Source organism: Flavobacterium sp. 1 (assembly GCF_002797935.1).
In the GTDB taxonomy this organism is placed as follows: domain Bacteria; phylum Bacteroidota; class Bacteroidia; order Flavobacteriales; family Flavobacteriaceae; genus Flavobacterium.
The window spans coordinates 47677-74664 of sequence record NZ_PGER01000001.1 but is presented as its reverse complement, the minus strand read 5'-3'; the positions used below and the strand labels follow the sequence as shown (position 1 = coordinate 74664).

At 33.2% G+C, this 26988-nt stretch carries 26 protein-coding genes; 12 read left to right on the top strand and 14 right to left on the bottom strand.

The features are described from left to right. Positions 1 to 2: 2 nt before the first annotated feature. From CLU83_RS00350 to CLU83_RS00330, 5 genes are all read right to left on the bottom strand, one after another. Complete coding sequence (locus CLU83_RS00350) at positions 3 to 1409, bottom strand: DUF5723 family protein (protein ID WP_100429783.1); 1407 nt, start codon at positions 1407 to 1409, stop codon at positions 3 to 5. After that, positions 1406 to 1957, bottom strand: coding sequence for a hypothetical protein (locus tag CLU83_RS00345; RefSeq protein WP_100429782.1), 552 nt, complete (start codon positions 1955 to 1957; stop codon positions 1406 to 1408). The genes CLU83_RS00350 and CLU83_RS00345 overlap by 4 nt, the downstream gene beginning before the upstream one ends. A gap of 119 nt (positions 1958 to 2076) precedes the next feature. Beyond that, a complete protein-coding gene (locus tag CLU83_RS00340) occupies positions 2077 to 2940 on the bottom strand; it encodes a hydroxymethylglutaryl-CoA lyase (RefSeq protein ID WP_100429781.1) in 864 nt (287 codons plus the stop codon). Positions 2941 to 3082: 142 nt separating this feature from the next. Then, positions 3083 to 4102, bottom strand: coding sequence for a quinone-dependent dihydroorotate dehydrogenase (locus tag CLU83_RS00335; RefSeq protein WP_100429780.1), 1020 nt, complete (start codon positions 4100 to 4102; stop codon positions 3083 to 3085). 104 nt (positions 4103 to 4206) lie between these two features. After that, on the bottom strand, positions 4207 to 4401 hold the full coding sequence (locus CLU83_RS00330; RefSeq protein WP_100429779.1) for a hypothetical protein: 195 nt from the start codon (positions 4399 to 4401) through the stop codon (positions 4207 to 4209). Positions 4402 to 4549: 148 nt separating this feature from the next. Here CLU83_RS00330 and CLU83_RS00325 point away from each other — a divergent pair, with 148 nt between their 5' ends. The 4 genes from CLU83_RS00325 to yiaA all read left to right on the top strand — a co-directional run bounded on the left by CLU83_RS00325 (position 4550) and on the right by yiaA (position 8329). Further along, complete coding sequence (locus CLU83_RS00325) at positions 4550 to 6037, top strand: glycosyl hydrolase (protein WP_100429778.1); 1488 nt, start codon at positions 4550 to 4552, stop codon at positions 6035 to 6037. Positions 6038 to 6373: 336 nt separating this feature from the next. Continuing rightward, entirely contained in the window at positions 6374 to 6982 is a 609-nt protein-coding gene (locus tag CLU83_RS00320; protein ID WP_100429777.1) for a YkgJ family cysteine cluster protein, read from the top strand. Between the two features lie 263 nt (positions 6983 to 7245). Further along, on the top strand, positions 7246 to 7920 hold the full coding sequence (locus tag CLU83_RS00315) for a TIGR02117 family protein (protein WP_232726919.1): 675 nt from the start codon (positions 7246 to 7248) through the stop codon (positions 7918 to 7920). Between the two features lie 13 nt (positions 7921 to 7933). Next, entirely contained in the window at positions 7934 to 8329 is a 396-nt protein-coding gene (yiaA, locus tag CLU83_RS00310; protein ID WP_100429776.1) for an inner membrane protein YiaA, read from the top strand. A gap of 79 nt (positions 8330 to 8408) precedes the next feature. Here the strand turns inward: yiaA and carB are convergent, their stop codons facing one another. Beyond that, positions 8409 to 11264, bottom strand: a complete 2856-nt coding sequence (gene carB / locus CLU83_RS00305) for a carbamoyl-phosphate synthase large subunit (protein WP_100429775.1) — start codon at positions 11262 to 11264, stop codon at positions 8409 to 8411. 150 nt (positions 11265 to 11414) lie between these two features. After that, positions 11415 to 11576: a 50S ribosomal protein L34 gene (rpmH, locus tag CLU83_RS00300; RefSeq protein WP_008464848.1), complete on the bottom strand. Its 162-nt coding sequence runs from the start codon at positions 11574 to 11576 to the stop codon at positions 11415 to 11417. A 166-nt stretch (positions 11577 to 11742) separates the two neighbouring features. Between rpmH and CLU83_RS00295 the strand changes: the two genes are divergently transcribed. Both CLU83_RS00295 and CLU83_RS00290 read left to right on the top strand, forming a co-directional pair. Then, the gene (locus CLU83_RS00295; protein ID WP_100429774.1) at positions 11743 to 12258 is read left to right on the top strand and encodes a hypothetical protein; all 516 of its coding nucleotides are present in this window, start codon (positions 11743 to 11745) and stop codon (positions 12256 to 12258) included. A 161-nt stretch (positions 12259 to 12419) separates the two neighbouring features. Next, a complete protein-coding gene (locus CLU83_RS00290) occupies positions 12420 to 13115 on the top strand; it encodes a thioredoxin family protein (protein ID WP_100429773.1) in 696 nt (231 codons plus the stop codon). Between the two features lie 36 nt (positions 13116 to 13151). Here the strand turns inward: CLU83_RS00290 and CLU83_RS00285 are convergent, their stop codons facing one another. Continuing rightward, a complete protein-coding gene (locus CLU83_RS00285) occupies positions 13152 to 13811 on the bottom strand; it encodes an alpha/beta hydrolase (RefSeq protein ID WP_100429772.1) in 660 nt (219 codons plus the stop codon). A 294-nt stretch (positions 13812 to 14105) separates the two neighbouring features. Here CLU83_RS00285 and CLU83_RS00280 point away from each other — a divergent pair, with 294 nt between their 5' ends. Then, positions 14106 to 14408, top strand: a complete 303-nt coding sequence (locus tag CLU83_RS00280; RefSeq protein WP_100429771.1) for a GNAT family N-acetyltransferase — start codon at positions 14106 to 14108, stop codon at positions 14406 to 14408. Between the two features lie 75 nt (positions 14409 to 14483). Here the strand turns inward: CLU83_RS00280 and CLU83_RS00275 are convergent, their stop codons facing one another. The 4 genes from CLU83_RS00275 to CLU83_RS00260 all read right to left on the bottom strand — a co-directional run bounded on the left by CLU83_RS00275 (position 14484) and on the right by CLU83_RS00260 (position 18721). Continuing rightward, positions 14484 to 16118 (bottom strand): ABC-F family ATP-binding cassette domain-containing protein, encoded by a 1635-nt coding sequence (locus CLU83_RS00275; protein WP_100429770.1) that lies wholly within the window; start codon positions 16116 to 16118, stop codon positions 14484 to 14486. Between the two features lie 98 nt (positions 16119 to 16216). Further along, complete coding sequence (locus CLU83_RS00270) at positions 16217 to 17026, bottom strand: alpha/beta hydrolase (protein WP_198512228.1); 810 nt, start codon at positions 17024 to 17026, stop codon at positions 16217 to 16219. A 97-nt stretch (positions 17027 to 17123) separates the two neighbouring features. Next, a complete protein-coding gene (locus tag CLU83_RS00265; protein ID WP_100429769.1) occupies positions 17124 to 18299 on the bottom strand; it encodes a GlmU family protein in 1176 nt (391 codons plus the stop codon). A gap of 170 nt (positions 18300 to 18469) precedes the next feature. After that, positions 18470 to 18721, bottom strand: coding sequence for a type B 50S ribosomal protein L31 (locus CLU83_RS00260; RefSeq protein WP_100429768.1), 252 nt, complete (start codon positions 18719 to 18721; stop codon positions 18470 to 18472). A 237-nt stretch (positions 18722 to 18958) separates the two neighbouring features. Between CLU83_RS00260 and CLU83_RS00255 the strand changes: the two genes are divergently transcribed. The 5 genes from CLU83_RS00255 to CLU83_RS00235 all read left to right on the top strand — a co-directional run bounded on the left by CLU83_RS00255 (position 18959) and on the right by CLU83_RS00235 (position 25157). Next, on the top strand, positions 18959 to 19501 hold the full coding sequence (locus CLU83_RS00255; protein ID WP_100429767.1) for a DUF4199 domain-containing protein: 543 nt from the start codon (positions 18959 to 18961) through the stop codon (positions 19499 to 19501). Positions 19502 to 19504: 3 nt separating this feature from the next. Beyond that, a complete protein-coding gene (locus tag CLU83_RS00250; protein ID WP_100429766.1) occupies positions 19505 to 20461 on the top strand; it encodes a glycosyltransferase family 2 protein in 957 nt (318 codons plus the stop codon). Between the two features lie 284 nt (positions 20462 to 20745). Next, the gene (locus CLU83_RS00245) at positions 20746 to 22473 is read left to right on the top strand and encodes a phospho-sugar mutase (protein WP_100429765.1); all 1728 of its coding nucleotides are present in this window, start codon (positions 20746 to 20748) and stop codon (positions 22471 to 22473) included. Between the two features lie 82 nt (positions 22474 to 22555). Then, positions 22556 to 24382 carry an ABC transporter ATP-binding protein gene (locus CLU83_RS00240; protein WP_100429764.1) on the top strand — a complete coding sequence of 609 codons (1827 nt, stop codon included), beginning with the start codon at positions 22556 to 22558 and terminating at the stop codon, positions 24380 to 24382. 73 nt (positions 24383 to 24455) lie between these two features. After that, entirely contained in the window at positions 24456 to 25157 is a 702-nt protein-coding gene (locus CLU83_RS00235) for a hypothetical protein (RefSeq protein WP_100429763.1), read from the top strand. A 211-nt stretch (positions 25158 to 25368) separates the two neighbouring features. On the opposite strand, the gene CLU83_RS00230 is transcribed toward CLU83_RS00235, so the two are convergent. Both CLU83_RS00230 and CLU83_RS00225 read right to left on the bottom strand, forming a co-directional pair. Continuing rightward, complete coding sequence (locus CLU83_RS00230) at positions 25369 to 26031, bottom strand: hypothetical protein (protein ID WP_157801957.1); 663 nt, start codon at positions 26029 to 26031, stop codon at positions 25369 to 25371. A gap of 177 nt (positions 26032 to 26208) precedes the next feature. Beyond that, positions 26209 to 26931, bottom strand: a complete 723-nt coding sequence (locus tag CLU83_RS00225) for a hypothetical protein (protein WP_100429761.1) — start codon at positions 26929 to 26931, stop codon at positions 26209 to 26211. Positions 26932 to 26988 lie beyond the last annotated feature (57 nt).

Here is a 26988-nt window from a genome sequence, read left to right as displayed (position 1 = left end):
TTTTATTTATTACTTCCTCCCGAAATAATATTAAATCCTAACTGAAATGTGAGGGCATTTGCCTTAGAAATATCTTTATACGACAAAAGATTATCTGCTAATGCATAAAAATTAACAACGCCAATTTTGGTAGTCAATCCTAGCCCAATATTGGAAGCAGAATAAGAATCGACAGTATAGGTCGCTTTCATTTGTAATCCTTCAAGGATTCTTCTTCTGTAATATCCTGTCAAAGCCAGCATAGGTTCTCTTGGAGTACTCATGGCAAATAGCTGCACTCCTAACGCACTTCGATACCAAGAATCTTCATCGGATGTACAATTACATTCTGTACTTCTTTCTTCTTCAAATGAATATTGAAATGAAGAATAAAATTTTAAAGGACGCATTGTTGTATATTTATGATACAATGTGTCTAGAGGAATCGCTTCTTTAAAATCTTCATAAGCATTAGCCACAGTACCCGCCGAATTGAAATCAGTAATTACTCCATTAAAATTATACTCTCCTTTTAAAGTATAACTTTCTACATCTTTAGAATGGCTGATGTAGCCTATATCAATTAAACTGGCAGTTAGCTGAATATTTCGTTTAGGATAATACGTAAGTCCTAAATCCAATCCTAATCCTAGATTACCTCCAAAAAAACCTCTTTGAGAAATATCATCCTTCATATCACTTGCAATATCTCCATCATAATTCTCATCCAGATACTTAGACAATCCTGATGTATTAAGTTCTAAATTAGACCATATTGACTGATTATAAATCAAATTATCATCTTGAACAGTAACAAAATAACCTGAGTTATGGGTTGATGTTCCGTTAAAAATACTGGAATAAATTTTTCCTCGAGCTCCAAGGATAAGCTTCTCCGTGATTTGTTTATTAAATCCAATATGAAAAACGGATAAAAGCTCAGCCTTTACACTCAAATCACCCAAATCAAAGGGCTTTCCCATATAATCTTTGTTTCCATACAATGATAATATTGCTGGGTCAGTAGGAACATACATAAAAGAATCCAGTTCCTGATACATTCCAAAAGATACATAGGATTTGCTTTCCTCCCCTCCTACCCGAAATCCAGCGGTAAATATTTCTAGCTGCTGATTGGCAGTGACATAATCATTACTGTTGGTTGAAGCAACTGCATTTTTGACTTTGGTAGAAAAATCCACACCATTATTCGCAAATAAACTATAAGCATCAAATCCAGTCGAACCCACATTAGCCGAAATTCCGGATAACAAAGGCACACCAAAAAACCATTTATATTTGACATCTGCGCCAGGATTAGTTAATAAACTTTGTGGCTGAGGAGTGAAGTTATATAAAATCTCTTTGTTCTGAGAAAAACAATAAAAAGAGAAAAAAAAGGTGCTTAAAAGGACGATTATTTTTCTCATCTTATATCAAAATAAGCAGTTATACCTGAACTAAATTCGATTCTCCCTGGTGTAGCTGCTGTTATTGGCGGGCCAGCAAACATCCGGACAGAAAAAACCATTTTGGCTGTATTTTCCAATATGCTCACATTAGTGGCAGTAAATGTTTCCGTTTTTTCGACAATTACTTCACTTCCATTATATGCTGGAATATCCATTTTAATATTATAAATTGGCGTCCCATTTTTATTTAGAAAAGTGACATTAAAAGCATAAGATCTATTAATTGTATTTTTAATTCTGAAATACAGTTCGGTTTTAACCAAATTCTCTTTGACAAAAGATTTGCTCAAAAAATCGACATCAGAAGTATAAGAAAAAATAGGAGTTTCAGTTCCGTTCGAAATAAAATCTTGAGCGTCTATATTAATGTATGCAAGATTGCTAACAAAAACAGGCTGCACATTCAAGTCATTGACTTGATCAAAGTCCAAATCACTGCTGCACGAAAAAAAACAACATTCCAAAAAGGCTATTAAAATAATTGTTTTAAAAAAAGTAAATTTCATAACGTGGATTTTAATAGTAGAACAGTTGTCTCACATAAATATTAAAACAATACTAAAGTAAGCCAAAAAAACTTAAAACCTATAATTATCAAACACTTAATTACAAAAATTAACCTGCATCAATGAAATTCACCAAATAATTTTGAAGCTTCATTATAAGCGCTTTCAAAACTCATCGGACTGCAGTTGGTGTTTTCTTTTTGAACTGTAAAATAGGAAAGTAATTTCTCTGTCGGCATATTTCCAGTCAAATTATCCGAAGCCATAGGACAGCCTCCAAATCCTTGAATCGCTCCATCATAACGGCGGCATCCTCCCTTGTAAGCGGCATCAATTTTTTCTAACCATTTGTCAGGGGTTGTGTGAAGATGTGCCCCAAATTCAATTTTCGGATATTGCGGAATTAAATGAGAAAATAAATATTCAATCACTTCCGGAGTAGAACTTCCAACTGTATCAGAAAGAGATAAAATTTTCACTCCCATCCCAGCTAATTTCTCAGTCCATTGGGCAACAATTTCAATATTCCATGGATCTCCATACGGATTTCCAAATCCCATGGAAAGATAAGCAACAGCTTCTTTATTAGTTTTATCTGCTATATTTAAAATCTCATCCAGCGCCACCAAAGATTCGGCTATTGTTTTATGGGTATTCCGCATCTGAAAATTTTCTGAAATCGAAAAAGGGAATCCCAAGTATTGAATTGCGCCATATTGTGAGGCTAAAATGGCTCCTTGAACATTGGCAATAATCGCTAATAATTTGCTTTTTGTTTTGGATAAATCAAGAAGTTCCAAAACTTCGGCAGTATCCTGCATTTGAGGGATGGCTTTCGCCGAAACAAAACTGCCAAAATCGATGCTGTCAAAACCAACTCTTAGCAAAGACTGTATATAAGCGGCCTTTTTTTCAGTAGGAATAAAGTCCCTAATGCCTTGCATAGCATCTCGCGGACATTCGATAATTTTTATTGCCTCCATAACTTTCTTCCGAAAAAGTATTTAAATTTTGGTTGTCAGGAACCCACTTTTTCATCTCATCGGAAAAAAAACCTTTTTTTAATGTGGGTTTCAAATATATAAAAAGGTTTTGAGTTACAAAGAATGAAAATCGCTATACTAATTATTTTTTTGCCAAAATTGCTTTATTTATTTCCTTAACTAATGCTGGCCCTTCGTAGATAAATCCAGTATATAATTGAAGAAGGCTGGCTCCTGCTTCTAATTTTTCCAAAGCATCTTCGGCTGAATGTATTCCTCCTACTCCAATAATAGGAAATGCTTTATTGCTTTTTTCAGACAGAAAACGAATCACTTCGGTAGATCTTGATGTCAACGGTTTACCCGACAGACCACCGGTTTCGGTTTGATCACAAGATTTTAATGCCTTGCGGGAAATGGTTGTATTGGTTGCAATTACACCAGCAATCTTTGTTTCTTTTACAATATCAATAATATCCAGCAACTGCTCATCGGTAAGATCTGGAGCAATTTTAAGCAATACTGGCTTTTGTTTTGGCTTTGCCAAATTCTTATTTTGCAAAGTCTGCAATAATTGAGTAAGAGGCTCTTTCTCCTGCAGTGCTCTAAGATTAGGAGTATTTGGCGAACTCACATTGACAACAAAATAATCTACATAATCATATAATGCATCAAAGCAAATTTCATAATCTGAGGTTGCTTCCTCATTTGGAGTTACTTTATTTTTTCCAATATTCCCGCCTATTAAAACGCCTTTATTTTTCTTTAAACGCTCGACTGCTTCAAGGACTCCGCCATTATTAAATCCCATTCTGTTAATAATTGCCGAATCTTCTTTTAAACGGAATAAACGTTTTTTATCGTTTCCGGGCTGTGCTTTTGGAGTTAAAGTCCCAATTTCGATAGAACCAAAACCAAAATTAGAAAGCTCGCTATACAGACCGGCATCTTTATCAAAACCAGCGGCTAAACCTACCGGATTTTTAAACTTTAATCCAAAAACTTCGGTCTCTAATCTTTTGTCATTTACTTGATATAAAAATCGAAATAAAGAGGGGAATCCTGGGATTTTTGAAACTATTCTAATCAATGAAAAAGTAAAATAATGCACTTCTTCAGGATCAAAACAAAAAAGAATAGGGCGAATAAAAATCTTGTACATAGTTCAAATTTTGGTTGGCACAAAAGTAAAGAAATGTTTTCAGTTATTACGCATAGAACCTGCTTAAAACCTGAACTCGATTATTAATTTTTGGAGCAGAAAGATTAGGCATTTTCAGCAAGTATACTCCCGCTTTCCGTTACAATCTTGTGAACCGAACCCCGGTTCACAAGGATTTTCACTGCAATCGGGGCTAAAAGGAGATATTTTGCTTTTTTGCCATCATTCAAAAAAACGATCCAAGGTTTGACTACAGCCAACAATTTCAACCGTTGGAGATAATAACCGTATTCAGGCATAAAGCCATTCTTTTAATACATACTGAACAAAAGCTTATGAACAATAAAACAAGTCTGATGTGTTTTTGATAAGATTTTTATTTTACAAAAATTTTGTCTTTGAAGTACTTTTGAAACATCCAGTTCTAACCAAAATTCCAAACACTTTATGCTTAAAATAATAATTTACATAATTCTGCTGATTAGCTCATTATTATTTTACAACAATTGTCACGCACAAGTAAGTCCAAAAAGGGGCGTTGCTTATGGCAAACACAGTGATGCAGATTTGAATGTTTTGAAACCCGGCATTTCTTGGTGGTATAATTGGTCAGCAATACCCGAAGCGACAATTAATGCCAGTTATGAAAGTTTGGGAGTGGAATTTGTACCGATGGCTTGGGGCAAAATTGACAATCCAGATGTATTTATTGCCACCATAAAACCTGGAGCCAAATACTTATTAGCCTTTAATGAGCCTAATTTTAATGACGGTGCAAAATTAACCCCGCAGGAAGCGGTGAATGCCTGGCCAAATATTGAAAAAATTGCAGCCGCAAAAGGTTTAGAAATTGTAAGTGCTTCTCCAGCTTATAATGGTCCTTCAAACTATGGAGGATATTCGAGCCCAATTGCTTGGCATGATGAGTTTTTTCGTCTTTGCCCAAACTGCAAAGTAGATTACATTGCTTTCCATACTTATGATGACACATCTGGATCAGTAATTGGAGTTACCGAAGGATTAAAAAAATACAATATTCCGATTTGGGTAACCGAATTTGCCAACAGAGTGGTACAATCTGCCACAGACAAGACAAACTTCATGAAAAATATCGTAACCGCTTTTGAAAACGATCCTGATATTTATCGCTATTCTTGGTTTACCTGCAGAGTTCCCGCAAACTGGACAGATATGCTGGAAGGACAATTGCTTGGCGCATCCAGCGGAACAATCAGACCTATAGGAACTGCCTATGTTAACGTTCCTTATACCACTAAAAAAATGAATGTTCCTGGCCGAATTACCGCCAACAAACATTACCGACGCAAAGGAACTGGACTGCAGAACACTACTGATGGAGACACTACTCAAAATGTATGTTTTGCTGACAATGGAGACTGGGGCGAATACATGATTAATGTAGCCAAAAATGGTTCTTACCAAATGACTTTTCGAGTAGCCTCATTAAATAAAGGTGTGTTTGATATTAGTGTAAATGGTTTGATTGTAAAAACAGATGAAACTTTTGATGCCACTGGCGGAATGCAAATCTACACAGATAAAGTAGTCACTGGAATAAACTTGCCACAGGGAGAAAATTATATCAAGATTAACTACAAATCGAATTTCAATTTCAATTATATAGATGCCGTTGACGAAAGCACTCTTGGAATTTCAGATATAATTTCAGAAGATAATGCCGTGGTCTTTTACCCAAATCCTTTTACATCCGAGACAAAAATCCAAATAAAATCTCCAATTACGGAATCTATACAAATTAAAATAGTTGATATGAAAGGTGTTGTCTGCTTTTCTAATAATGATTTTTACACCAATCAAAATATTACAATTGATAATCATTTAGCTTCTGGAATTTATACAGTGATTGTCACTTATGGAACAACGAAGAAGACATTTAAAGTGATTAAGAATTAAAACTAAATTCTATAATTTACAGCTTTTGGCTCTTACTCAATTTTGTTGATTGCAGTTGCTTGCGTGAGGGATTAAAGTGGAGCTCTTTTTTTCTTTATCAATTGCCTAGGGTTTAAACCCTAGGCAATTGATAAAGAAAAAAAGCGGGAACGGAAAGCCCGACCCTTAGTCTCGTCCCAAAAGACGAGACTAAGGGTCACGCCCAAATTGTAACTGCCTTTTTTAATGCAATATATTTAACTGTTTTTCTTTCAAAAAGAAATAATTCTAAAAACAGCAAGTAAAACCAAATTACCCTCTTAACGGTTTTTAATAACGTACATTAGACAAAAAATAATGTCTATAGAACACAAAGTTCAATTGGTTGAAAAATTATTTGATCGCCTCGAAAATGAAATAACTAATTTCAAATCTGAAACTAATTTACATTGCAATAATGGCTGTGGCCAGTGCTGTTCAAAACCAAATATAGATGCTTCGCCTTTGGAATTTTTACCATGGGCCTTTTATTTATTTTTAAATGGCAGAGCCGAAATCACTTTAGGAGAACTCAATTCCAAAACAAATACCTTTTGTCATTTATATCAATCTCTTTCCATTGTAGACAATAAAAATGGCAGGTGTACTAATTACAAATACCGAGGATTAATCTGCAGACTTTTTGGATATGCCGCCAGTAGAGACAAATATGGCAAACTACGATTAAACACCTGCAAAATTATAAAAGAGAATCAACAAGAAAACTATAACAACACCGAAGAAGCCATTAGCAAAGGGCTTTATGTTCCTATTTTCTCCGATTATTATATGCGCCTTTCAACTATAGATCATAGACTGGCAACAATTCTACTCCCCATAAATGAAGCCTTGAAAATGGCTATCGAAGAGGTTTTACATTATTACGCTTACAGACCTTTTCCTGGCGGATTAGAAAATATTGCTTAGTATAAAAAATGACCTCATAGCTAAAGCAACAATATAAAAACTGATGGAAAAAATTTTGAAAGAATTGTAAATCCTTATTCTGCCAAAAGAATACCTTTTCAACTGGCCCAAAAGTCAACTCCTATCTGAAACATCTTTTACAATAATACACAAAAGATTATACTTAATAATTTTATTGCGTTTTATTTTGATAAGATGTTAATTTATTTATTTTTGTATCTAGAGAATACAATCATATCAAATAAATCATAAAACGGCATTCATTGAAAAAAGCATTAAAAATTACTCTCAAAATATTTTTGACATTCTTTGGATTTATATTTCTATACATAATAGCTGTATTTTCCCTTTCTAAAATTACAGTAAATCAAGAGCCTGACACAAAACCTGAAGTCGAAGTTTACATTTTGACCAATGGCGTTCATACTGATATTGTAGTTCCAATAAAAAATAAACAAATTGACTGGAGCAAACAAATAAAATTTGAAAACACAAAAATAGCTGATTCAACTTATAACTATTTGGCGATGGGTTGGGGTGACAAAGGTTTTTATTTGGAAACTCCCGAATGGTCAGACCTAAAAGCTTCGGTTGCATTTAAAGCCGCAACCGGCTTGAGTACTACTGCAATTCATGCAACCTATTACAAGAAAATGACTGAAGGTGATGATTGCAAAAAAATGATGATCAGCAACGAACAATACGACCGCTTAATAAAATATATTGACGAAAGTTTTCAAAAAGATGCCTCAGGTAATTTTTTAAATATAAAAACAGATGCAAATTATGGAAAAACAGACGCCTTTTATGAAGCCAATGGAAGCTATAGCTTATTTCATACTTGCAATACCTGGGCAAACAGTGCTCTAAAAGCCAGTGGTCAAAAATGTTGTTTTTGGACAGCTTTAGATTCTGGGATTTTTTCAAAATACAAATAAAAATAAATTAAACATGGTACAAAAAACATCGAATGCCTTTATAGCGGCTTCTTGGGTAGCTCTTGGGGCTGGAACAGTTGGATATATAGCTGGGCTCGCCCGAGCTGAAATGCTTTTAAATGAAAAAGGGTATTATTTTACAGTTTTAATGTTTGGTCTTTTTGCTGTGGTTTCATTGCAAAAAAGCGTTAGAGACAGACTTGAAAAACTTCCTGTAACAGATATTTATTATGGTATTTGCTGGTTTGGAACTATTCTATCGATTGTATTATTATCAGTTGGCCTTTGGAATGCTACAATTTTACCAAGCGAAAAAGGTTTTTATGCTTTTGCTTTTCTATTAGCGCTGTTTGGTGCTATTTCTGTTCAGAAAAACACTAGAGATAATATGGCTTTCTCAAACAAATAATATGCTATGCTTAAAAAACAAAAATAAACAAAAAAAGCTCCAATTATGGAGCTTTTTTTTATTATCTAAATCTGAGGCATTACTTACTCAAATACATTTTTCTTCTAGAGTACAATTCATAGAATTGGTCGTCTTTCAAGTCATCAATAAACAAGATGCTTTCTCCCGTTGATTTCATTTCTGGTCCTAATGCTTTATTTACATTATGGAATTTGCTGAAAGAGAAAACCGGTTGCTTAATTGCGTATCCTTTTAACTGTGGGTTAAAATCGAAATCGGTTACTTTATTGTGACCTAACATTACTTTCGTAGCGTAGTTTACATAAGGTTCTCCGTAAGCTTTTGCAATAAATGGAACTGTTCTCGAAGCTCTAGGATTTGCTTCAATAATATAAACTGTATCGTCTTTTATCGCAAACTGAATATTGATTAAACCTACTGTTTTTAAAGCTTTAGCAATTTTATGAGTGTGATCTTTTATCTGCTGCATTACAAATTCACCCAAGTTGAAAGGTGGCAAAGTAGCATTACTGTCTCCAGAGTGCACTCCGCAAGGCTCTATATGTTCCATTATACCTATGATATAAACATTCCCATCAGCATCGCAAATTGCATCCGCTTCGGCTTCGATTGCTCCAGCCAAATAATGGTCTAAAAGCAATTTATTTCCCGGAATTGTTTTTAATAAATTGATAACGTGCTCTTCCAATTCTTTTTTATTGATTACAATTTTCATTCCCTGACCTCCTAATACATAAGAAGGACGAATCAATAAAGGAAAGTCTAAAGTGTCAGCCAATGCAGAAGCTTCGTCTGCAGTTTCTGCAATTCCAAATTGCGGGAAAGGAATTTTTAATTTAGTCAACAATTCAGAGAAACGTCCTCTGTCTTCTGCTAAATCAAGAGCATCAAAACTTGTTCCGATGATTTTTACTCCGTATTTAGATAATTTTTCAGCCAATTTCAAAGCCGTTTGACCTCCTAACTGCACAATTACACCTTCTGGTTTTTCATGCTGAATAATATCATAAATATGTTCCCAGAATACAGGCTCGAAGTACAATTTATCAGCTGTATCAAAATCTGTCGAAACCGTTTCTGGATTACAGTTAATCATAATTGTCTCATATCCGCATTCTTTTGCCGCTAAAACTCCGTGAACACAAGAATAATCAAACTCAATTCCTTGTCCAATTCTATTTGGTCCAGAACCTAATACTATTATTTTCTTTTTATCAGTTACAACACTTTCATTGTCAACATAACGCTCTCCGTTAGCCTTTTCAATTTCAGCTTCAAAAGTAGAGTAATAATAAGGTGTTTTTGCTTTAAATTCTGCTGCACAAGTATCAACTAGTTTAAAAACACGGTTGATATTTTTTGTCATACGCAAAGCATGAACTTCGCTTTCCAGACAATTCATCATATGAGCAATCTGTCTGTCGGCAAATCCTTTTTGTTTTGCTTCAAGCAAAAGTTCTTTTGGTAAATTAGAAATCTTATAGTTTGAAATTTCTTTTTCTAAAGTATAAAGCTCTTCATATTGTTTCAAGAACCACATATCAATTTTTGTGATTTCGTGAATACGGCTCAACGGAATTCCCATTGCAATCGCATCATAAATTACAAAGACACGATCCCAGCTTGCAAAAGTCAGTTTCTCAATAATTTGTTCGTAGTTTTTATATCCTTTCCCGTCAGCACCAATACCGTTTCTTTTAATTTCCAAAGATTGAGTTGCTTTGTGAAGTGCTTCTTGGAACGAACGTCCAATCCCCATTACCTCACCTACTGATTTCATTTGAAGACCTAAAGTTCTGTCAGCTCCTTCAAATTTATCGAAGTTCCAGCGTGGTATTTTTACAATCACATAATCCAAAGTCGGCTCGAATAAAGCTGAAGTTGATTTTGTAATTTGGTTTTGCAATTCATCAAGATTATATCCTAAAGCCAGTTTAGAAGCAATTTTTGCAATTGGGTAACCTGTCGCTTTTGAAGCTAAAGCAGATGAACGAGATACACGAGGATTGATTTCAATCGCAACGATATCTTCTTTTTCGTCTGGTGAAACCGCAAACTGAACATTACAGCCTCCAGCAAAATTTCCGATACTGCGCATCATCAAGATCGCATAATCACGTAATTTTTGGAAAGTTGTATCAGATAATGTCATCGCTGGCGCAACTGTAATTGAATCTCCAGTATGAATTCCCATTGGATCCATATTTTCGATAGAACAAATGATTACTACGTTATCGTTCTTATCTCTTAAAAGCTCCAACTCATATTCTTTCCAACCCATTAAAGCTTTGTCAATCAAAACTTCGTGTATTGGCGAAGCTTCAAGACCTCTTGTTAAAAGCTCATCAAAATCTTCTTTTTTGTAAACGATTGCTGCTCCTGTTCCTCCAAGCGTAAATGAAGGACGGATTACTAATGGAAAACCAAATTCCTGTGCAATCTCTTTACCTTCTAAATAAGAGGTAGCCGTTTTTGCAGGTGCAGTTGGTACATTAATTTTTTCTAAAAGCTGTTTAAACTGCTCTCTGTCTTCGGTAATATTAATCGCATTTACATCAACACCTATTAATTTTACTCCAAAATCCTGCCAAATCCCTTTTTCATCAGCTTCCAAACATAAATTCAAAGCAGTCTGTCCTCCCATTGTTGGCAAAACTGCATCAATTTGAGGATGTGCTTTTAGAATTTCAATAATCGATTTTGTCGTTAAGGGTTTCAAATAAACATGATCCGCCATTGAAGGATCTGTCATAATTGTAGCTGGATTGGAGTTAATCAAAATTACTTCAATTCCTTCTTCACGGATCGAACGGGCAGATTGGGATCCAGCATAATCAAATTCGCATGCTTGACCAATTACAATCGGACCTGAACCTATTATTAAAACGGACTTAATGGATGTGTCTTTTGGCATTTTTCTTATTATTGTAGTTATATTTTTATCACTTAGAATTTGAAATTGTTAGAAAAAATCAAATTTCAAACTTTTAAACTGCAGTACCGCTTGGGTATAAAAAAAGGCGATACTAAAAAAAGTAACGCCTTATAGATGTTTATTCAAACATTATTTTTTGTGTCTTGGTTCAGAAGAAACAGTCAATTTATGTCTTCCTTTAGCTCTTCTACGCGCTAGAACTTTTCTTCCATTAGCAGAAGCCATTCTATCCATAAATCCGTGTTTATTTCTTCTTTTTCTTTTCGATGGTTGAAACGTTCTTTTGCTCATTGCTTTGTATATTTAAAATCTTAATTAAGTGTCTATATTATTTTCGAATAACCGTTATTCTAAAACCGAGTGCAAATATACAAAGACTTTTTTTTCTGGCAAGTAGTTTTTAAAAAATATTTTTAATTCCTTTTACTATCTTTGCAACCTTAAATCACTATACATTATGTTTCACAAGAATATCAAATTTATTATCGCTGGACTTATAATAGCAGCGGGTGTTTGGCAAATAATTGACGACTCAGTTGGTACTGGAATATTCTATATTTTATTATCCGGAATCCCTATTTTTTTATATTTCAAAAACGAGTTTATTTTACTAGCCTTCTTAAAATTAAGAAAACAAGACTTCGAAGGTGCCAAAAAATGGCTAGCCTATATCAAAAACCCAGAAACAGCCTTAGTTAGAAAACAACAAGGATATTTCAATTATCTACATGGGATTATGCTTTCGCAAACCAATATTAATCAAGCTGAGAAATATTTCAAAAAAGCAATAGAACTTGGCCTGTCTATGGATATGGATTTGGCAGTTGCCAAATTAAATCTTGCAGGAGTTGCAATGTCCCGCAGAAGAAAGCTGGAAGCCACCGCTTTATTAAACGAAGCTAAAAAATTAGACAAGCAAAACATGCTCAAAGAACAGATCACTATGATGAAAGAGCAGATGAAAAAAATATAATTTTACAATTTTATTTACAAAAAAGCGTTCTAGATAAATTTAGAACGCTTTTTTTTATATCTTTAAATCTTTTAAACGGATTTATTTGTCTTTAATCGGTTAAGTTATCCAAATGTTATAAACATTTCTATTTTTGCCAAAGCCCTAAATATTAAGATTTTATGCGTAAGACATTACTCACTTTGTTGTTTCTGCTCAACCTGTATTCCTCATACAGCCAAGATACAATTGTATATTTCAGCGACGCAATAAAAGAAAATATAAAGCCATATAAAAAATCATCAAACAAGGCTTATGAAAGCAATGATATTAAGGAAGGTAAAAAACTTTTCGATTCTTTAGTAAAAACAAAACTGATTGGAACAAAGTTTGACGATTTCAGCCTTAAAGTCTACAAAGAAAAAAACGTAAAAATAAACCGAATCAGCAAACCAATATTCATAATCACATACGCTTCATGGTGTGTCATTCCAAAAGGCGAAATTCCTGCATTAAACATACTTGCCAAAGAACATCGTAATGATCTGCAGTTCATTGTAGTTTTTTGGGACAAAAAAAATGACCTAAAAAACATTGCATACAAATTTAATGGCAATATAAAAGTTTGCTATGCAAATGAATATTACAGCAAAGATTCACATATAGTTGCAACAATAAAACACACTTTAGGCTTTCCTACTTCAATATTTATTGACGAAAATAAAAACGTGGTTAACGTTAAACATTTTGAAAACAAAATAAAACTAAAAACACCTATAAAAGAAGCAATAACATCTAGTTACAATTACTTCAGTAAAGATATTAATGAAAATCTCGTCAATTCCATACCTAAAAATGAAGGTTTTACTACAAACTAATAAAATTTACATTTAAAAAGAACAACTTCCTTTACCCTAACTTCCTAAAATAATCTGAGGCAAATTAGCATTTAGCCATCTATATTTATTGAGGATCATAACATGAGTTCCTCCTGCTACAACAATACAGTCTTTAATATATTTTATAGGAAAAACATCGTCTGCATCTCCATGAATGTGTATTACATCTGGATCAATAACAGTTCTTTCCCATAAAATCACCTGCTCAATTGCCCAATCCAAATAGCGTCTATCCCTTACAGAAAGAAACTTTTCATATAATTTAAGCCTTTCATTTACTTTTTTTCCAAATGAAAACTTGGCAAGACTTTCAATATTTTGAACCAAACTTATAGGAATCAATTTATATGCCTTCGTACTTTTAGCCAAAACCATTCTTTTAGGAAACTCCAGATTACTTTTTACACTGGAAATAATTATCACTTTGCGTGCTGAAATAAACTTTGCCATTTCCTGAACCAAAATACCGCCAAAAGAAATTCCGATCAAAACTGGATTTTCATGCACAATCTTTTGAGTCATCCGTTTGGCATATTCCTGAAGAGTCTCTTTGTCATTTGGGATTTCCCATTGCAAAAAAAACATTTCAAATTCAGATTCAGGAAGTTTTATTCTTTCAAAAATTGCAATACTAGCGGCCAAACCTGGCATAAAATAAACCGGAATCTTATTCATATTAACTTATTTTATTTAGAGAAATCAAGACAAGCTCTCCCTTTACAATCCTTAAAGTTAATTTTTTTATTCACATCTATCTCCCACTTAAGATACTTTTAATAAAAATAAAATTGATTTTTTACAAAACTTTAAAACAATCTTACTCTTACCAAAACATGCTCTTCAAAATTTAGTTTATTAAGTTAATCACAAAAATCATTACCACTGAATATCAAATCATTACCTTTGCGTTTTATTTAAGCACATTAAACTCCACAAATACTCACACATCATTTCATCAACAACATCAAAATGGAAACGATAACAAAATTAGAGATTAAAGACAATGCTTTTGCAAGACAATTTGAAACAAAAACAGAAACTGGGATAGTTTCTGTTGAATATTCTTTTCAGGAGAAAAAAATTTTCCTAACCAAGATCAATATTCCTGAAGGCTACAATGACGAAGAGTTTATTTCTAATTTCCTAAAGAACATTATGGAAACTGCTATCGAAAAAAAACTAAAAGTAGTACCCATACTTCCTAAAATTGTTACTTTCTTTAAAAAAAATCCAATCTACAAAGAATTGCTTCCACCAGGAATACGTTTATAAATAATTTACTTTAAAACCATAAAAAAGGCAAGAGTTTAATTCTCCTGCCTTTTTCATTTTAAAAAAAATCTAAATTTATTTTTCTATTTCTTTCATGCTGTCCATCTTCTTGTGAGCTAAGAAACCTGTAATATCTTCAAAATGCTCTACAACACGCTTGTTACCAAATTCGAAAACTTTGGTAGCTAAACCATCAAGGAAATCTCTATCGTGGGAAACCAGAATTAAAGTTCCGTCAAAATCACGCAGTGCATCCTTGATAATGTCTTTGGTTTTCATATCCAAGTGATTCGAAGGCTCATCGAGAATTAACAAATTCACAGGCTCAAGCAATAATTTTATCATTGCCAAACGCGTTTTTTCTCCACCGGAAAGCACCTTAACTTTCTTGGTAATATCATCTCCATGAAACATAAAAGCTCCAAGTATGTTTTTTATCTGTGTTCTTACATCACCAACAGCAATATCATCTATAGTTTCAAAAATAGTAGCATTTTCATCCAATAAAGCCGCTTGATTTTGGGCAAAATAACCAATTTGAGAATTATGACCAATTTCAACAGAACCACTATCAGGACCAAACTCCTTCATTATTGCTTTGATCATTGTTGATTTACCTTCTCCATTTTTTCCAACAAAAGCTACTTTTTGACCTCTCTCTATAACAATATTAGCGTCTTTAAAAACCACATGTTCACCATACGATTTAGACATATCTTTTACAATAACAGGATATTGCCCAGAACGCGCTGCTGGCGGGAATTTTAATTTCAATGCCGAAGTATCCACTTCATCAACCTGAACAATGACTAATTTTTCAAGCATTTTTACTCTTGACTGAACCGCATCTGTTTTAGAAAACGTCCCTTTAAATCGGTCGATAAAAGTTCTATTATCGGCAATCATCTTTTGCTGCTCATCATAGGCTTTTTGCTGATGTATACGACGATCTTTTCTGAGCTCCAAATAATGAGTATACTTAGCTTTGTAATCATAAATACGTCCCATTGTCACTTCAATAGTACGATTGGTAATATTATCTACAAAAGCTCTATCGTGTGAAATCACAACAACCGCTTTGGCCGAATTAATCAAGAAATCTTCCAGCCATTGAATACTTTCGATATCCATGTGATTGGTAGGCTCATCCAGTAAAATCAAATCGGGTTTTTGCAAAAGTATTTTAGCCAATTCGATTCTCATTCTCCAACCTCCCGAAAACTCGGAAGTCTGGCGAGAAAAATCTTCACGAACAAAACCTAGGCCTATTAGAATCTTCTCAACTTCTGCTTCATAATTTACTTCTTCAATAGCATAATATTTTTCACTTAAATCAGAAACTCTTTCGATTAATTTCATGTACCCATCACTTTCATAATCGGTACGGATAGTCAATTGCTCATTAATTTCATCTATTTCGGATTTCATGCTAAAGATTTCGCCAAAAGCTTTTGAAGCCTCCTCCATCACCGTAGCACCATCAGTTGTCAATAAATGCTGTGGCAAATAAGCAACAACAGCTTCTTTTGGTACAGAAACATTTCCTGTGGAAGGCTTGCCTTGTCCTGCAATAATCTTTAAAAGTGTTGATTTACCAGCACCATTTTTACCCATAAGGGCAATTTTATCATTCTCATTTATTGCAAAAGAAACATCGCTAAAAAGTGTAGTCCCTCCAAATTGAACCGAAATATCGTTAATTGTAATCATTTAGATTTTTAAATTATTAGACTGCTTGGATTATTAGACTCGTTAGCAGTTATTTTTTGAAGGTGCAAAGATAGAATAATCTTAGGAAGTTGCTATACTTACTTTTTCAACAATTTTTCCAATTCTAAAAGATACTGTTCGTTCTCATTAATCCCAATATGATCTTGATTTTCTAAAACATAAAAATGATCCATCGGTTTTAAAATTTTACTTAATTTTTTAGAATTACTAACTGGAATAACATTGTCTTTGTTTCCATGAAAGATAAAGATTGGAGACTTTATTTTTTCTACAAATTTATTAGTTGGAAACTTAAATTTTTTCAAAAAAACAGGCATAAATGGGACTCTTGCACCTGAATATTCTATAAAATTAAAATAAGGCGCTTGTAATACTAAACATTTGGGCTTTGTAACTGAAGCCAAATATGCTGCAGGACCAGTTCCTATTGAATAACCTATAATAATTGTTTGCTCTTCTTTATATTTAGAAATCAGTTTCTTATACGAAAACAATATATCTTTATAAAATTGTTCTTCATTTTCAATTACACCTTCACTTTTCCCATAGCCCCTATAATCCAAAATAAAAATATCATAACCTAAATTATTGTAAACAGTTGCGACATTTCCCCATGAATCAAGAGCTCCAGAATTTCCATGCAAATAAAAAATTAATCCTTTTGAATTTTTAACTTTAAACAAAAGTCCATTTAATTTCAAATTATCAAAAGATGGAATATTTAATTCTTCAAAATTTCCTGCAAATTCAAATTTATAATCCTTCGAAAGTTTTGAAGCGTCAAAAATTATTTCTCTTTGATGAAAATAAATATAGGACATTATCAACAAATAGACTAATCCGAAAAAAGTAATCATTGTAATCAAAACAAATTTTATTGTTCTCATATAGTAACAATTTCAGAATAAAATTATGTGCTTGAATAAATAAAGACTACTCTATATTTTACATTCATTAGACAACTATCTAATTTTCTAATTCTTTTTACTCTTTCCTCCACTTCTTAGATTCCTCAAAAATATGTTCCAATATTGCAGCTTCTTTTTCGTCGAAATCTACATTTCTTCGGCTCATTACCAATCTTGCTGTTTCAAATGCTTTTTTAGTAACATAAGTCGTAAATCCTGTAGCTCCGCCCCAAGAAAAACTCGGCACAAAATTGCGGGGAAAACCGCTTCCAAAAATATTAGCACTCACTCCTACCACTGTTCCGGTATTGAACATTGTATTGATTCCGCATTTACTATGATCTCCCATCATTAAACCACAAAACTGAAGACCTGTTTTGGCAAATCCTTCCGTTTCATAGCTCCACAATTTTACTTCTTCGTAATTATTCTTTAAATTAGAATTATTGCTGTCTGCTCCAATATTGCACCATTCTCCTAAAACAGAATCTCCAAGAAATCCATCATGTCCTTTATTCGAATAAGCAAAAAGAACTGCATTTTTCACCTCTCCCCCAATTCTGGAATAAGGTCCAACTGTAGTAGCTCCATACACTTTGGCTCCCATTTTTACCTGTGCATTTTCGCATAAAGCAAATGGTCCACGAATAATAGATCCTTCCATGATTTCAGAATCTCTACCTATATATATTGGTCCAGAAGAAGCATTCAAGGTTACAAACTCCAATTTGGCCCCTTCTTCAATAAAAACATTTTCAGGTGCAATTACATTCACGCTTTTGGGTATTGGCTGAGATTTTCTATCGTTTGTCAAAAATTCGAAATCTTCACGAATCGCTGCATCATTCTTTGAGAAAATATCCCAAGTGCGTTCAATAGTAATTCCATCTTCATTGTATTCAATAATCTCATAGTTATCAAAATCTACCGATTCTTGTTCGTCATTTGTATAAAAAGCGATAACATCTTCCCCTTTGAAAATTGCCTGGTTAGGTCTAAGATTATTAACCATTTCAGCTAAAACAGCATTAGGCAAAAAAGAAGCATTAATCATTACATTTTCGTCCAACTCTACCATTGGAAATTTCTCTGATAAATATTCCTCTGTAAGAGTTGTAGTTGTAGAACCTAAATGTGCTTCCCATTTTTGACGAATCGTCATAATCCCAACCAAAATATCGGCAACAGGACGTGTAAAAGTAAAGGGTAACAATGCATTTCGAGCGGGGCCGTCAAAAAGTATATAGTTCATAAATTAGATTATAAATTGTTAAAAAGTGATTTGGTTATCACAGCAAAGTTACAATTATTTTTAATTTTTTGCTGAGCTACACCATCTCATAACAAAAGAAAGGAAACTAAATTTCATAAAAAAAGCCTCGCAAATTGCGAGGCTTTAGAAATATTTTAAAACCGTTAAAATTATTTAGCGTGTTTAGCGTATTTAGTTTTGAATTTATCAATACGTCCTGCAGTATCGATAAGTTTAGATTTACCTGTGTAAAAAGGGTGAGAAGTTCTAGAAATCTCCATTTTTACAACTGGATATTCAACACCTTCGTGAATAATAGTTTCTCTAGTATCAGCAGTAGATTTAGTGATAAAAACATCTTCGTTTGACATGTCTTTAAAAGCAACTAATCTGTAATTTTCCGGGTGTACACCTTTTTTCATCTTGAATCTTTTTTATTTGTTAATTATAACTTGTCTTGAAGCTTTTCTTCTAACAGAAAAGGTATAAACGCACTATAACTTTTTGTTTTACAATATTATTTTGAGTTTGCAAATTTACACTTATTTTTTAATATACAAACCTTTGCATAACTTTTTTTAAATAGCTGCAAAAATCATTTTATACACGCCATTATATTGGGAATTGCTATATTTGTAAATTAATAAAAAAGAGTCTTTATGGAAAATAATGTATCTCCAGCTAAATCTGGAATTATTTATGGTGTTTTGTTCGGTGTGATTATGGTTTTAGAATTTACAGTTATGTATGTAATTGGAATGAGATCATTGGTAAATACTCCTTTTGGAACTATTGTAAACATCGCCAATTACCTTATTTTACCAATATTATTCATATATATAGGTTGCAACGGTTATAAGAAAAACATAAATAATGGCTTTGTAACTTTGGGCGAATGTCTCAAAATTGGGGTTTCTATAACATTTATTGCTGCTGCTATTTATGCTGCTTTTAGTGTTATTTTTAATTTTATTTTTCCTGAATTTGTAAATGAAATGGTTTCTATTACCAAAGACGGAATGCTAAAAAGCAATCCAAATCTCACTGCTGCTCAAATGGAATCAGGCTTGGCTATGATGAAAAAATTCATGAATCCGCTTATTGTTTTCCCAGTAACCCTTGCAATGTTTTCCTTCATTGGTTTATTCTACTCTCTTATAGTGGGTGTAGTTTTAAAAAATGAAAAACCTCAAAGTCTCTAATTAATGAATTTATCAATACTCATACCGCTTCTTAACGAAGAGGAATCTTTACAAGAATTGTACACTTGGATCATTTCAATCATGAAATCGAACAATTATAGTTACGAAATCATTTTTTTGGATGACGGAAGTACAGATGAATCCTGGAACATTATTGCAGGATTTGCTACTGAGAATCCTAATGTAAAAGGGATTCGATTCATGAAAAATTTCGGAAAGTCCCAAGCTTTGCATGCTGGTTTTGCTAAGGCAAAAGGCGATGTTATTATCACTATGGATGCCGACTTACAAGACAGTCCAGACGAAATTCCTGGCTTGTACGAAATGATTACCAAAGAAAAATATGATTTGGTTTCGGGTTGGAAAAAGAAACGATACGACTCAGTTGTGGCCAAAAATATCCCATCAAAACTATTTAATTGGGCAGCCAGAAAAACATCTGGAGTTGAATTGAATGATTTTAACTGCGGATTGAAAGCTTACAAAAATGTAGTGGTAAAAAATATTGAGGTATCTGGCGAAATGCACCGATACATTCCGGTTTTAGCCAAAAATGCCGGTTTTGGAAAAATTGGCGAAAAAATAGTACAGCATCAAGCTAGAAAATATGGCGAAACCAAATTTGGAATGGAACGTTTCATCAATGGTTTCTTGGATTTAATAACGATTTGGTTTCTTTCCCGATTTGGAAAAAGACCGATGCATTTATTTGGCGCCGTAGGTTCCTTAATGTTTATAATTGGTTTTTTCTCGGCAGGATATATTGGAATTTCAAAATTATACCATATGTATAATGGAATGAAATATACTTTGGTCACTAACAATCCGTGGTTTTTTATAGCCTTGACAACAATGGTTTTGGGAACTCAATTGTTTTTAGCAGGATTTCTGGGCGAAATTATTTTGAGAACCAAAAACAATGAAGAGCGCTATAAAGTTTCGACTGAGGTAAATTTTTAAAAACCTCAACCCCAGCCCCTCTCCTTTGGAGAGGGGGGAAAGAAATAGGTTATAAAAACTAAATTTCTCGCTTTATGGGTCTAGCCCTGATAGAAGCGGAAATCCTTTTTTGAATAAATCTATTTTTTCCTGAACGGGCAGAGCGACCAGAGGAAGCTCCTGACAGTTCTTGGAAAAAAAGATTTAAGAGAAAAAGATTGTAGTGGATAGCAGGAAATAGCTTCTGACAAAACTGATCTTCTTGCTTTCATAAATATGATTAACAACTTAAAACTAAATATATAATGCATATAGCACAAAACATTTTAGACGCAGTAAATGAATGGTTAACGCCTACGTTTGATAACGAAACACAAGTTGCCGTAAAGGAATTAATGACAACTTCACCAAAAGAACTAGAAGAGAGTTTTTACAAAAATCTTGAATTTGGAACGGGCGGAATGCGCGGTGTAATGGGAGTTGGAAACAACCGCATCAACAAATATACTCTTGGAAAAAGTACTCAGGGACTTTCTGATTATTTGAAAATTGCATTTCCAAATCAGCCTTTGAAAGCCGTTATTGCTTTTGACTGCCGTCATAACAGCAAATCGTTAGCAAAAGTGGTTGCCGATGTTTTCTCTGCAAATGGTATTCAGGTTTATTTATTTTCGGATTTGAGACCTACTCCCGAATTGTCTTTTGCTCTAAAACATTTAGGCTGTCAATGCGGAATTGTATTAACGGCTTCTCACAATCCCCCAGAATATAACGGTTACAAAGTATATTGGGAAGATGGCGGACAAATTGTTCCTCCGCAAGATGGAGATATTATCGACACCATCGAAAAATTAAATTATAGCCAAATCAAATTTGATGCAAACGAAGATTTGATTCAATATATAGATGCCGAAGTTGATCAGGCTTTCATCAAATCGACAATTAAAAATGCAAGTTTTGGAACTTCTCAAGAAGCTAAAGACAATCTTAATATTGTATTTACTTCTTTGCACGGAACTTCCATTACTTTAGTACCTGATACTTTTGCGCAGGCAGGATATAAAAATGTGAACATTGTTGAAGAGCAAAGAGTTCCAAATGGTGACTTTCCTACTGTAAAATCTCCAAATCCTGAAGAGCCGGAAGCATTAACATTAGCATTGGCATTGGCAGACAAAACCAACTCTGATATTGTTATTGGAACTGATCCTGATTGTGATCGACTAGGAGTTGCTGTTCGAAATAACGAAGGCAAAATGATTTTATTAAACGGAAATCAAACGATGATTTTAATGACTGCTTTTTTATTGGAAGAATGGAAAAAAGCAGGCAAAATTAACGGAAAACAATTTGTAGGTTCTACTATCGTATCTACTCCAATGATTATGGAATTGGCGTCAGCTTATGAAGTTGGATTCAAAGTTGGTTTGACTGGTTTCAAATGGATTGCCAAAATGATTAAGGATTTCCCGGAATTGGAATTCATTGGTGGCGGGGAAGAAAGTTTCGGATATATGGTAGGCGATGCAGTGCGTGACAAAGACGCCGTTGCAGCTACTTTATTAATTTGTGAATTAGCCGCTCAAGCCAAAGCTAACGGAAGCACGGTTTACAAAGAATTATTAAAATTATATGTAGAACACGGCTTTTACAAAGAACATTTGATTTCGATTACTAAAAAAGGAATGGAAGGATTGGCTGAAATCAATCAAATGATGATTTCTTTGCGTGAAAATCCATTGAAAGAAATAAATGGTCAAAGAGTTGTATTGGTGGAAGATTACAAATCATCAATAGCAAAAAACTTGTTTACCAGTGAAGAAGAAACTATAGATATGCCAAAAGCAGATGTATTGATTTACTACACTGAAGACGGATCTAAAATTTGCGCGAGACCAAGCGGAACAGAACCTAAAATTAAATTTTACATCAGCGTAAAAACCGAATTAGACAGCGTAGAAAATTTCACAAAAGTTGAGCAGGTGTTAGATGAAAAAATAAAAAATATAATTACTGCAATGCAATTAAGCTAAAATACTCTATTGCTTTAAATAAAAACAAACCCGACATTTTCTAAAATTGTCGGGTTTTAATGCCTAAACAACAACTTAAATAATGAGCAATTTTAAAAAAATAGTTCCTTTTATATATCCGTATAAAAAATATGCATTGTTAAATATCTTTTTTAATGTTTTGTATGCGCTTTTTAGCACTCTTTCTTTTGTTGCTCTAATACCAATGCTTCAGGTATTGTTTGACAAAACAAAACAAAATACCGTAAAACCTGTATATAACGGAATTCTAGAACTTAAAGAATATGGCGAAAATTATTTGAGCTATTACATTACCACTACAAAAGGCACTCATGAATCTGGTTATGTTTTATCTATAATGGTTGCAATTATAATTTCGATCTTTTTATTAAAAAACTTAGCCGATTATTTAGCCATGTTTTTCATTACTTTTTTACGAAATGGTGTTTTAAGAGACATGCGAAATGCTTTGTATAAAAAAACACTTGAACTTCCATTAGCTTTTTATTCTGAAAAAAGAAAAGGAGATGTGATTTCGAGAATTTCTGCTGATGTAAACGAAGTGCAAAACTCCTTTTTAGCTATATTGGAGCTTATTGTAAAAGAACCGCTAACCATCATTTTTACAATAGGTGCGATGCTTATTATTAGTGCTAAACTAACCATATTTGTCTTTATTTTCATTCCAGTTTCAGGCTACATCATTTCATTGATTGGAAAACAGCTTAAAAAACAATCAACAAAAGCACAACAAGAACAAGGCACTTTTTTATCGACTATAGAGGAAACAATTGGCGGATTGAAGGTGGTAAAAGGATATAATTCTGAAAACTATTTTAATACCGTTTTTCAAAATTCTACCGAACGTTTTTTTACTTTATCAAACAGTATTGGCAATCGCCAGAACTTAGCTTCGCCTGCGAGTGAATTTATGGGAATTACTGTAATCGCCATATTACTTTGGTACGGAGGTCAAATGGTTTTGATTGAGAAAAGTCTTGAAGGTGCTGCCTTTATTGCCTATATGGGATTGGCTTATAACATTCTAACGCCTGCAAAAGCAATTTCTAAAGCTTCATACGGAGTAAAAAGAGGAAACGCAGCAGCAGAACGAGTTTTAGAAATTCTGGATCAGGAAAACCCAATAACCAGCAAAGAGGATGCGATAGAAAAAACTTCTTTTGGCTCAGAAATTGCGATTCAAAATATCAATTTTAAATACGAAAATGAAAATGTTCTAAAAAACTTTTCTCTTACTGTAAAAAAAGGCCAGACTGTCGCCCTTGTGGGACAATCAGGAAGCGGAAAAAGCACTATTGCCAATTTATTAACCCGTTTTTATGATGTCAATGAAGGAACAATTACTATCGACGGAATTGCCATAAAAGACATTAATCTACAATCTCTTCGTGGTTTAATGGGATTGGTAACTCAAGACAGTATTTTATTTAATGACACTATAAAAGCGAATATCTCATTAGGAAAACTGGATGCAACCGATGACGAAATTATAGAAGCTTTGAAAATTGCTAATGCCTATGAATTCGTCCAAGATTTACCTCTTGGAATCTATACCAATATTGGCGACAGCGGAAATAAACTTTCCGGTGGTCAAAAACAGCGTCTTTCTATTGCCCGTGCTGTTTTGAAAAACCCTCCAATTATGATTTTGGATGAAGCAACATCAGCTTTAGATACCGAAAGCGAAAAATTTGTACAAGTGGCTCTAGAAAATATGATGCAAAACAGAACATCGATTGTAATTGCACACCGTCTTTCGACCATTCAAAAAGCAGATTTGATTGTTGTTATGAAGAAAGGAAAAATCGTAGAGCAAGGCAAACACGAAGAACTTATTGCAATGAACGGTGCTTATAACAAACTGGTAACAATGCAGTCACTCGAATAATGATTTCAGATTTTAGATTTCAAAATGCTGATTTTAGATTTTTGACAAACTAAAATTTTTAAATCCAAAAGCAATGTACCTCAACAATCCCAACATAAAACTTCCGCAAGATCAAGATACCATTGTATGGAAATATCTGGACTTGTCGAAGTTTTTAGATTTATTGCTTTCGCAAAAATTATTTATGTCGCGTTCGGATAAATTTGAAGACCAATATGAAGGCACTTTTAGCGAACCAACATTTGAAGAAATCAAAAAACTCTCTATAAACAATCCTGATTTTTTAAATTACTACAAAACACATCGGGAAAAAGTAGCCATAAGCAGTTGGCACATCAATGAATATGAATCGTTTGCGATGTGGCAGATTTTTACCCAAAACAGTGAAGGATTGGCTATACAGTCTACAGTAAAAAGGCTACAGGATGCTTTAGTTCTCGAAAAAAATTACAAGCAGTATATTGGTGAAGTCAATTATATCGATTACAAAAAAGAGTACATTCCGTTTGATGATTTGTTTTTTCCTTTTTTATTCAAACGAAAAAGTTTCCAATACGAACGCGAGGTACGAATCATTACAGACGTGGCCGACAGCAATATCAAATTAAATGATGGACTGAAAATAAACGTGGATATCACCCAATTGATTGAAAAAATATACATTCATCCCAAGTCTGAGAATTGGTATAAAAATCTGGTGATTCAATTGGTAAAACAACTAGGATTTGATTTTGAAATTGAGAAATCAGATTTGGAAAGTGATATTTTGATTTGAGAAATCCCGAAGCTTAGTTTTTTCGCCACAAACTGCACAAATTATCACTGATTTCATTGGTTTTAAAAAGATTAACGTTTTGCCAGTAAGCGAAGTTGCTGATCCAAACGGACTGAGTCTTTCCACCAAGATAATATCTCTTGCGAAAGACAAACCTGATTTTGCACATATTTCGCAATCTCGCAAAGCTATTACCAGCTGTTTTATTTTTTTAAACTTTTATAAAACCTTCAGAACTTCTCGTTATAAAATCTATATGTATACTATGAGCATCGTCTCTAGAAAAATTATTGACAAATGTTTCAGTTTTATATGGATGAATTATTGTGCCAGGTATTCTTTCAATTAAACTTTGTAGTTCTGAAAATACATTTTCTTGTATTAAATCGTCATTTGAAATTAAAATATAAAAGTAAAATGAGTTTACAGAAATTACTCTTAAATGAAAATTACTAGTTATAATGCCTACGTCAAAAGTCCCACAGCGTGCAGATTTCGGATAAAATTTACCTTCTTCAGATAATGCAGGAGTTATAATGTCAAGTTTAACAACTATACTTTCAGAACTTTCTGCTCCATCTAAGATAAATTTTTTAAATTTTTCTAAAAAATTACCTTCACGTGAAACTGTTCTTGAAGAATTATATGTAATTTTTAATAGACTTCTTAAAAGAAGTTCATAATCATAAATAAAATTAAATGGTTTTTTCTCCTCATGATATTCTTTGAAATATGTGTCGTATAATGAACAAAAATAAGTATCTAATTTTGATAGTTTTGTATTATTACAGTCAGCACAAACATCTGATATAACCATTTCAGCAAGAAAAAAAAGTTTTTTACTATCTAAATATTTAAGTTCAAGTTCAGGCATCCTATTTATTAAACATTTAGGCCAAATATGCTCTTTGGTTAATTTTACTTCTTTATCACAATAGGAACAGTTTCTCATTATCGTAATGTTTCTTAAAATAGCAAGTAACTTATAAATTGGCGCTATTTATATCTAATTTTCCTTTATCCTTAAAGTACTAAAATAGCAAAACCCAATTTAAATTGGATTGTACGTTTCCACTTTCCAGTCTTTATCTACCAAATTGATGTAATTATAATGCACCACATCTTTGCTGTCAAATTTTCCATTTTTGTTAGTGTCTTCAACGGTTCTAAAATACAGACGATTTTGTGATTCAATTAAATTCCAATCTATCAGCTCTTGAAAATCGGCAGAGACTTTGGTGAATTTTGCTCCGCTAATTTTACTCAAATACAATGTTGTAATATCGCTTACATCCAGTTTTCCGTCTTTATTGGTATCCATATCCATCAGCGTATAGACCATAATCTGTTTATTGATTCTATCAGAAACCGTTTTTAAGTAGGTTGCGGTTTGAATCAAAACAGGCTTATCTGTCAATGCTTTTATAGAATCAGAACCTATTTTTTGGAATTTAAGATTTTGTAAGTAACCCGTAATCTGAAACTCAGACGTATTTGATATTGTGAAACTCAAATCATTCACACTCGAAGAACCGTATTTGTTTTTGGCACCTTTATCATAAACACTCAAGTCCCCAACTGGATGAATCAAATAATCTGTCCCTTGCATTTGTATCGGCAAATCGGCAATTTTTATTTGACTCGAATCAACTTTAGTGAGTTCTCTCCCAGCCTTTGAAGCATCATAAGTCACTTTTGGCTTTTCTGTTTCTTCTTTACAGCTTGCTAAAAGTAAAAGCGAGATTCCGATACAAACAAAATGTGATGTTCTCATAATAATTCTAATATTAAAAAATAAACTCAAATGTAATCATTTTTAAAAATGGAAAGG

Coding starts and splice junctions, on each gene's coding strand:
- rpmH (WP_008464848.1), bottom strand. CDS start 11,576: ATGAGCAAAAGAACGTTTCAACCATCGAAAAGAAAAAGAAGAAATAAA.
- CLU83_RS00255 (WP_100429767.1), top strand. CDS start 18,959: ATGGAAAATAATGTATCTCCAGCTAAATCTGGAATTATTTATGGTGTT.
- carB (WP_100429775.1), bottom strand. CDS start 11,264: ATGCCAAAAGACACATCCATTAAGTCCGTTTTAATAATAGGTTCAGGT.
- CLU83_RS00295 (WP_100429774.1), top strand. CDS start 11,743: ATGTTTCACAAGAATATCAAATTTATTATCGCTGGACTTATAATAGCA.
- CLU83_RS00260 (WP_100429768.1), bottom strand. CDS start 18,721: ATGAAAAAAGGTGTACACCCGGAAAATTACAGATTAGTTGCTTTTAAA.
- CLU83_RS00250 (WP_100429766.1), top strand. CDS start 19,505: ATGAATTTATCAATACTCATACCGCTTCTTAACGAAGAGGAATCTTTA.
- CLU83_RS00275 (WP_100429770.1), bottom strand. CDS start 16,118: ATGATTACAATTAACGATATTTCGGTTCAATTTGGAGGGACTACACTT.
- CLU83_RS00340 (WP_100429781.1), bottom strand. CDS start 2,940: ATGGAGGCAATAAAAATTATCGAATGTCCGCGAGATGCTATGCAAGGC.
- CLU83_RS00225 (WP_100429761.1), bottom strand. CDS start 26,931: ATGAGAACATCACATTTTGTTTGTATCGGAATCTCGCTTTTACTTTTA.
- yiaA (WP_100429776.1), top strand. CDS start 7,934: ATGGTACAAAAAACATCGAATGCCTTTATAGCGGCTTCTTGGGTAGCT.
- CLU83_RS00245 (WP_100429765.1), top strand. CDS start 20,746: ATGCATATAGCACAAAACATTTTAGACGCAGTAAATGAATGGTTAACG.
- CLU83_RS00230 (WP_157801957.1), bottom strand. CDS start 26,031: ATGCCTGAACTTGAACTTAAATATTTAGATAGTAAAAAACTTTTTTTT.
- CLU83_RS00350 (WP_100429783.1), bottom strand. CDS start 1,409: ATGAGAAAAATAATCGTCCTTTTAAGCACCTTTTTTTTCTCTTTTTAT.
- CLU83_RS00285 (WP_100429772.1), bottom strand. CDS start 13,811: ATGAATAAGATTCCGGTTTATTTTATGCCAGGTTTGGCCGCTAGTATT.
- CLU83_RS00320 (WP_100429777.1), top strand. CDS start 6,374: ATGTCTATAGAACACAAAGTTCAATTGGTTGAAAAATTATTTGATCGC.
- CLU83_RS00345 (WP_100429782.1), bottom strand. CDS start 1,957: ATGAAATTTACTTTTTTTAAAACAATTATTTTAATAGCCTTTTTGGAA.
- CLU83_RS00325 (WP_100429778.1), top strand. CDS start 4,550: ATGCTTAAAATAATAATTTACATAATTCTGCTGATTAGCTCATTATTA.
- CLU83_RS00290 (WP_100429773.1), top strand. CDS start 12,420: ATGCGTAAGACATTACTCACTTTGTTGTTTCTGCTCAACCTGTATTCC.
- CLU83_RS00265 (WP_100429769.1), bottom strand. CDS start 18,299: ATGAACTATATACTTTTTGACGGCCCCGCTCGAAATGCATTGTTACCC.
- CLU83_RS00240 (WP_100429764.1), top strand. CDS start 22,556: ATGAGCAATTTTAAAAAAATAGTTCCTTTTATATATCCGTATAAAAAA.
- CLU83_RS00270 (WP_198512228.1), bottom strand. CDS start 17,026: ATGAGAACAATAAAATTTGTTTTGATTACAATGATTACTTTTTTCGGA.
- CLU83_RS00280 (WP_100429771.1), top strand. CDS start 14,106: ATGGAAACGATAACAAAATTAGAGATTAAAGACAATGCTTTTGCAAGA.
- CLU83_RS00330 (WP_100429779.1), bottom strand. CDS start 4,401: ATGCCTGAATACGGTTATTATCTCCAACGGTTGAAATTGTTGGCTGTA.
- CLU83_RS00335 (WP_100429780.1), bottom strand. CDS start 4,102: ATGTACAAGATTTTTATTCGCCCTATTCTTTTTTGTTTTGATCCTGAA.
- CLU83_RS00235 (WP_100429763.1), top strand. CDS start 24,456: ATGTACCTCAACAATCCCAACATAAAACTTCCGCAAGATCAAGATACC.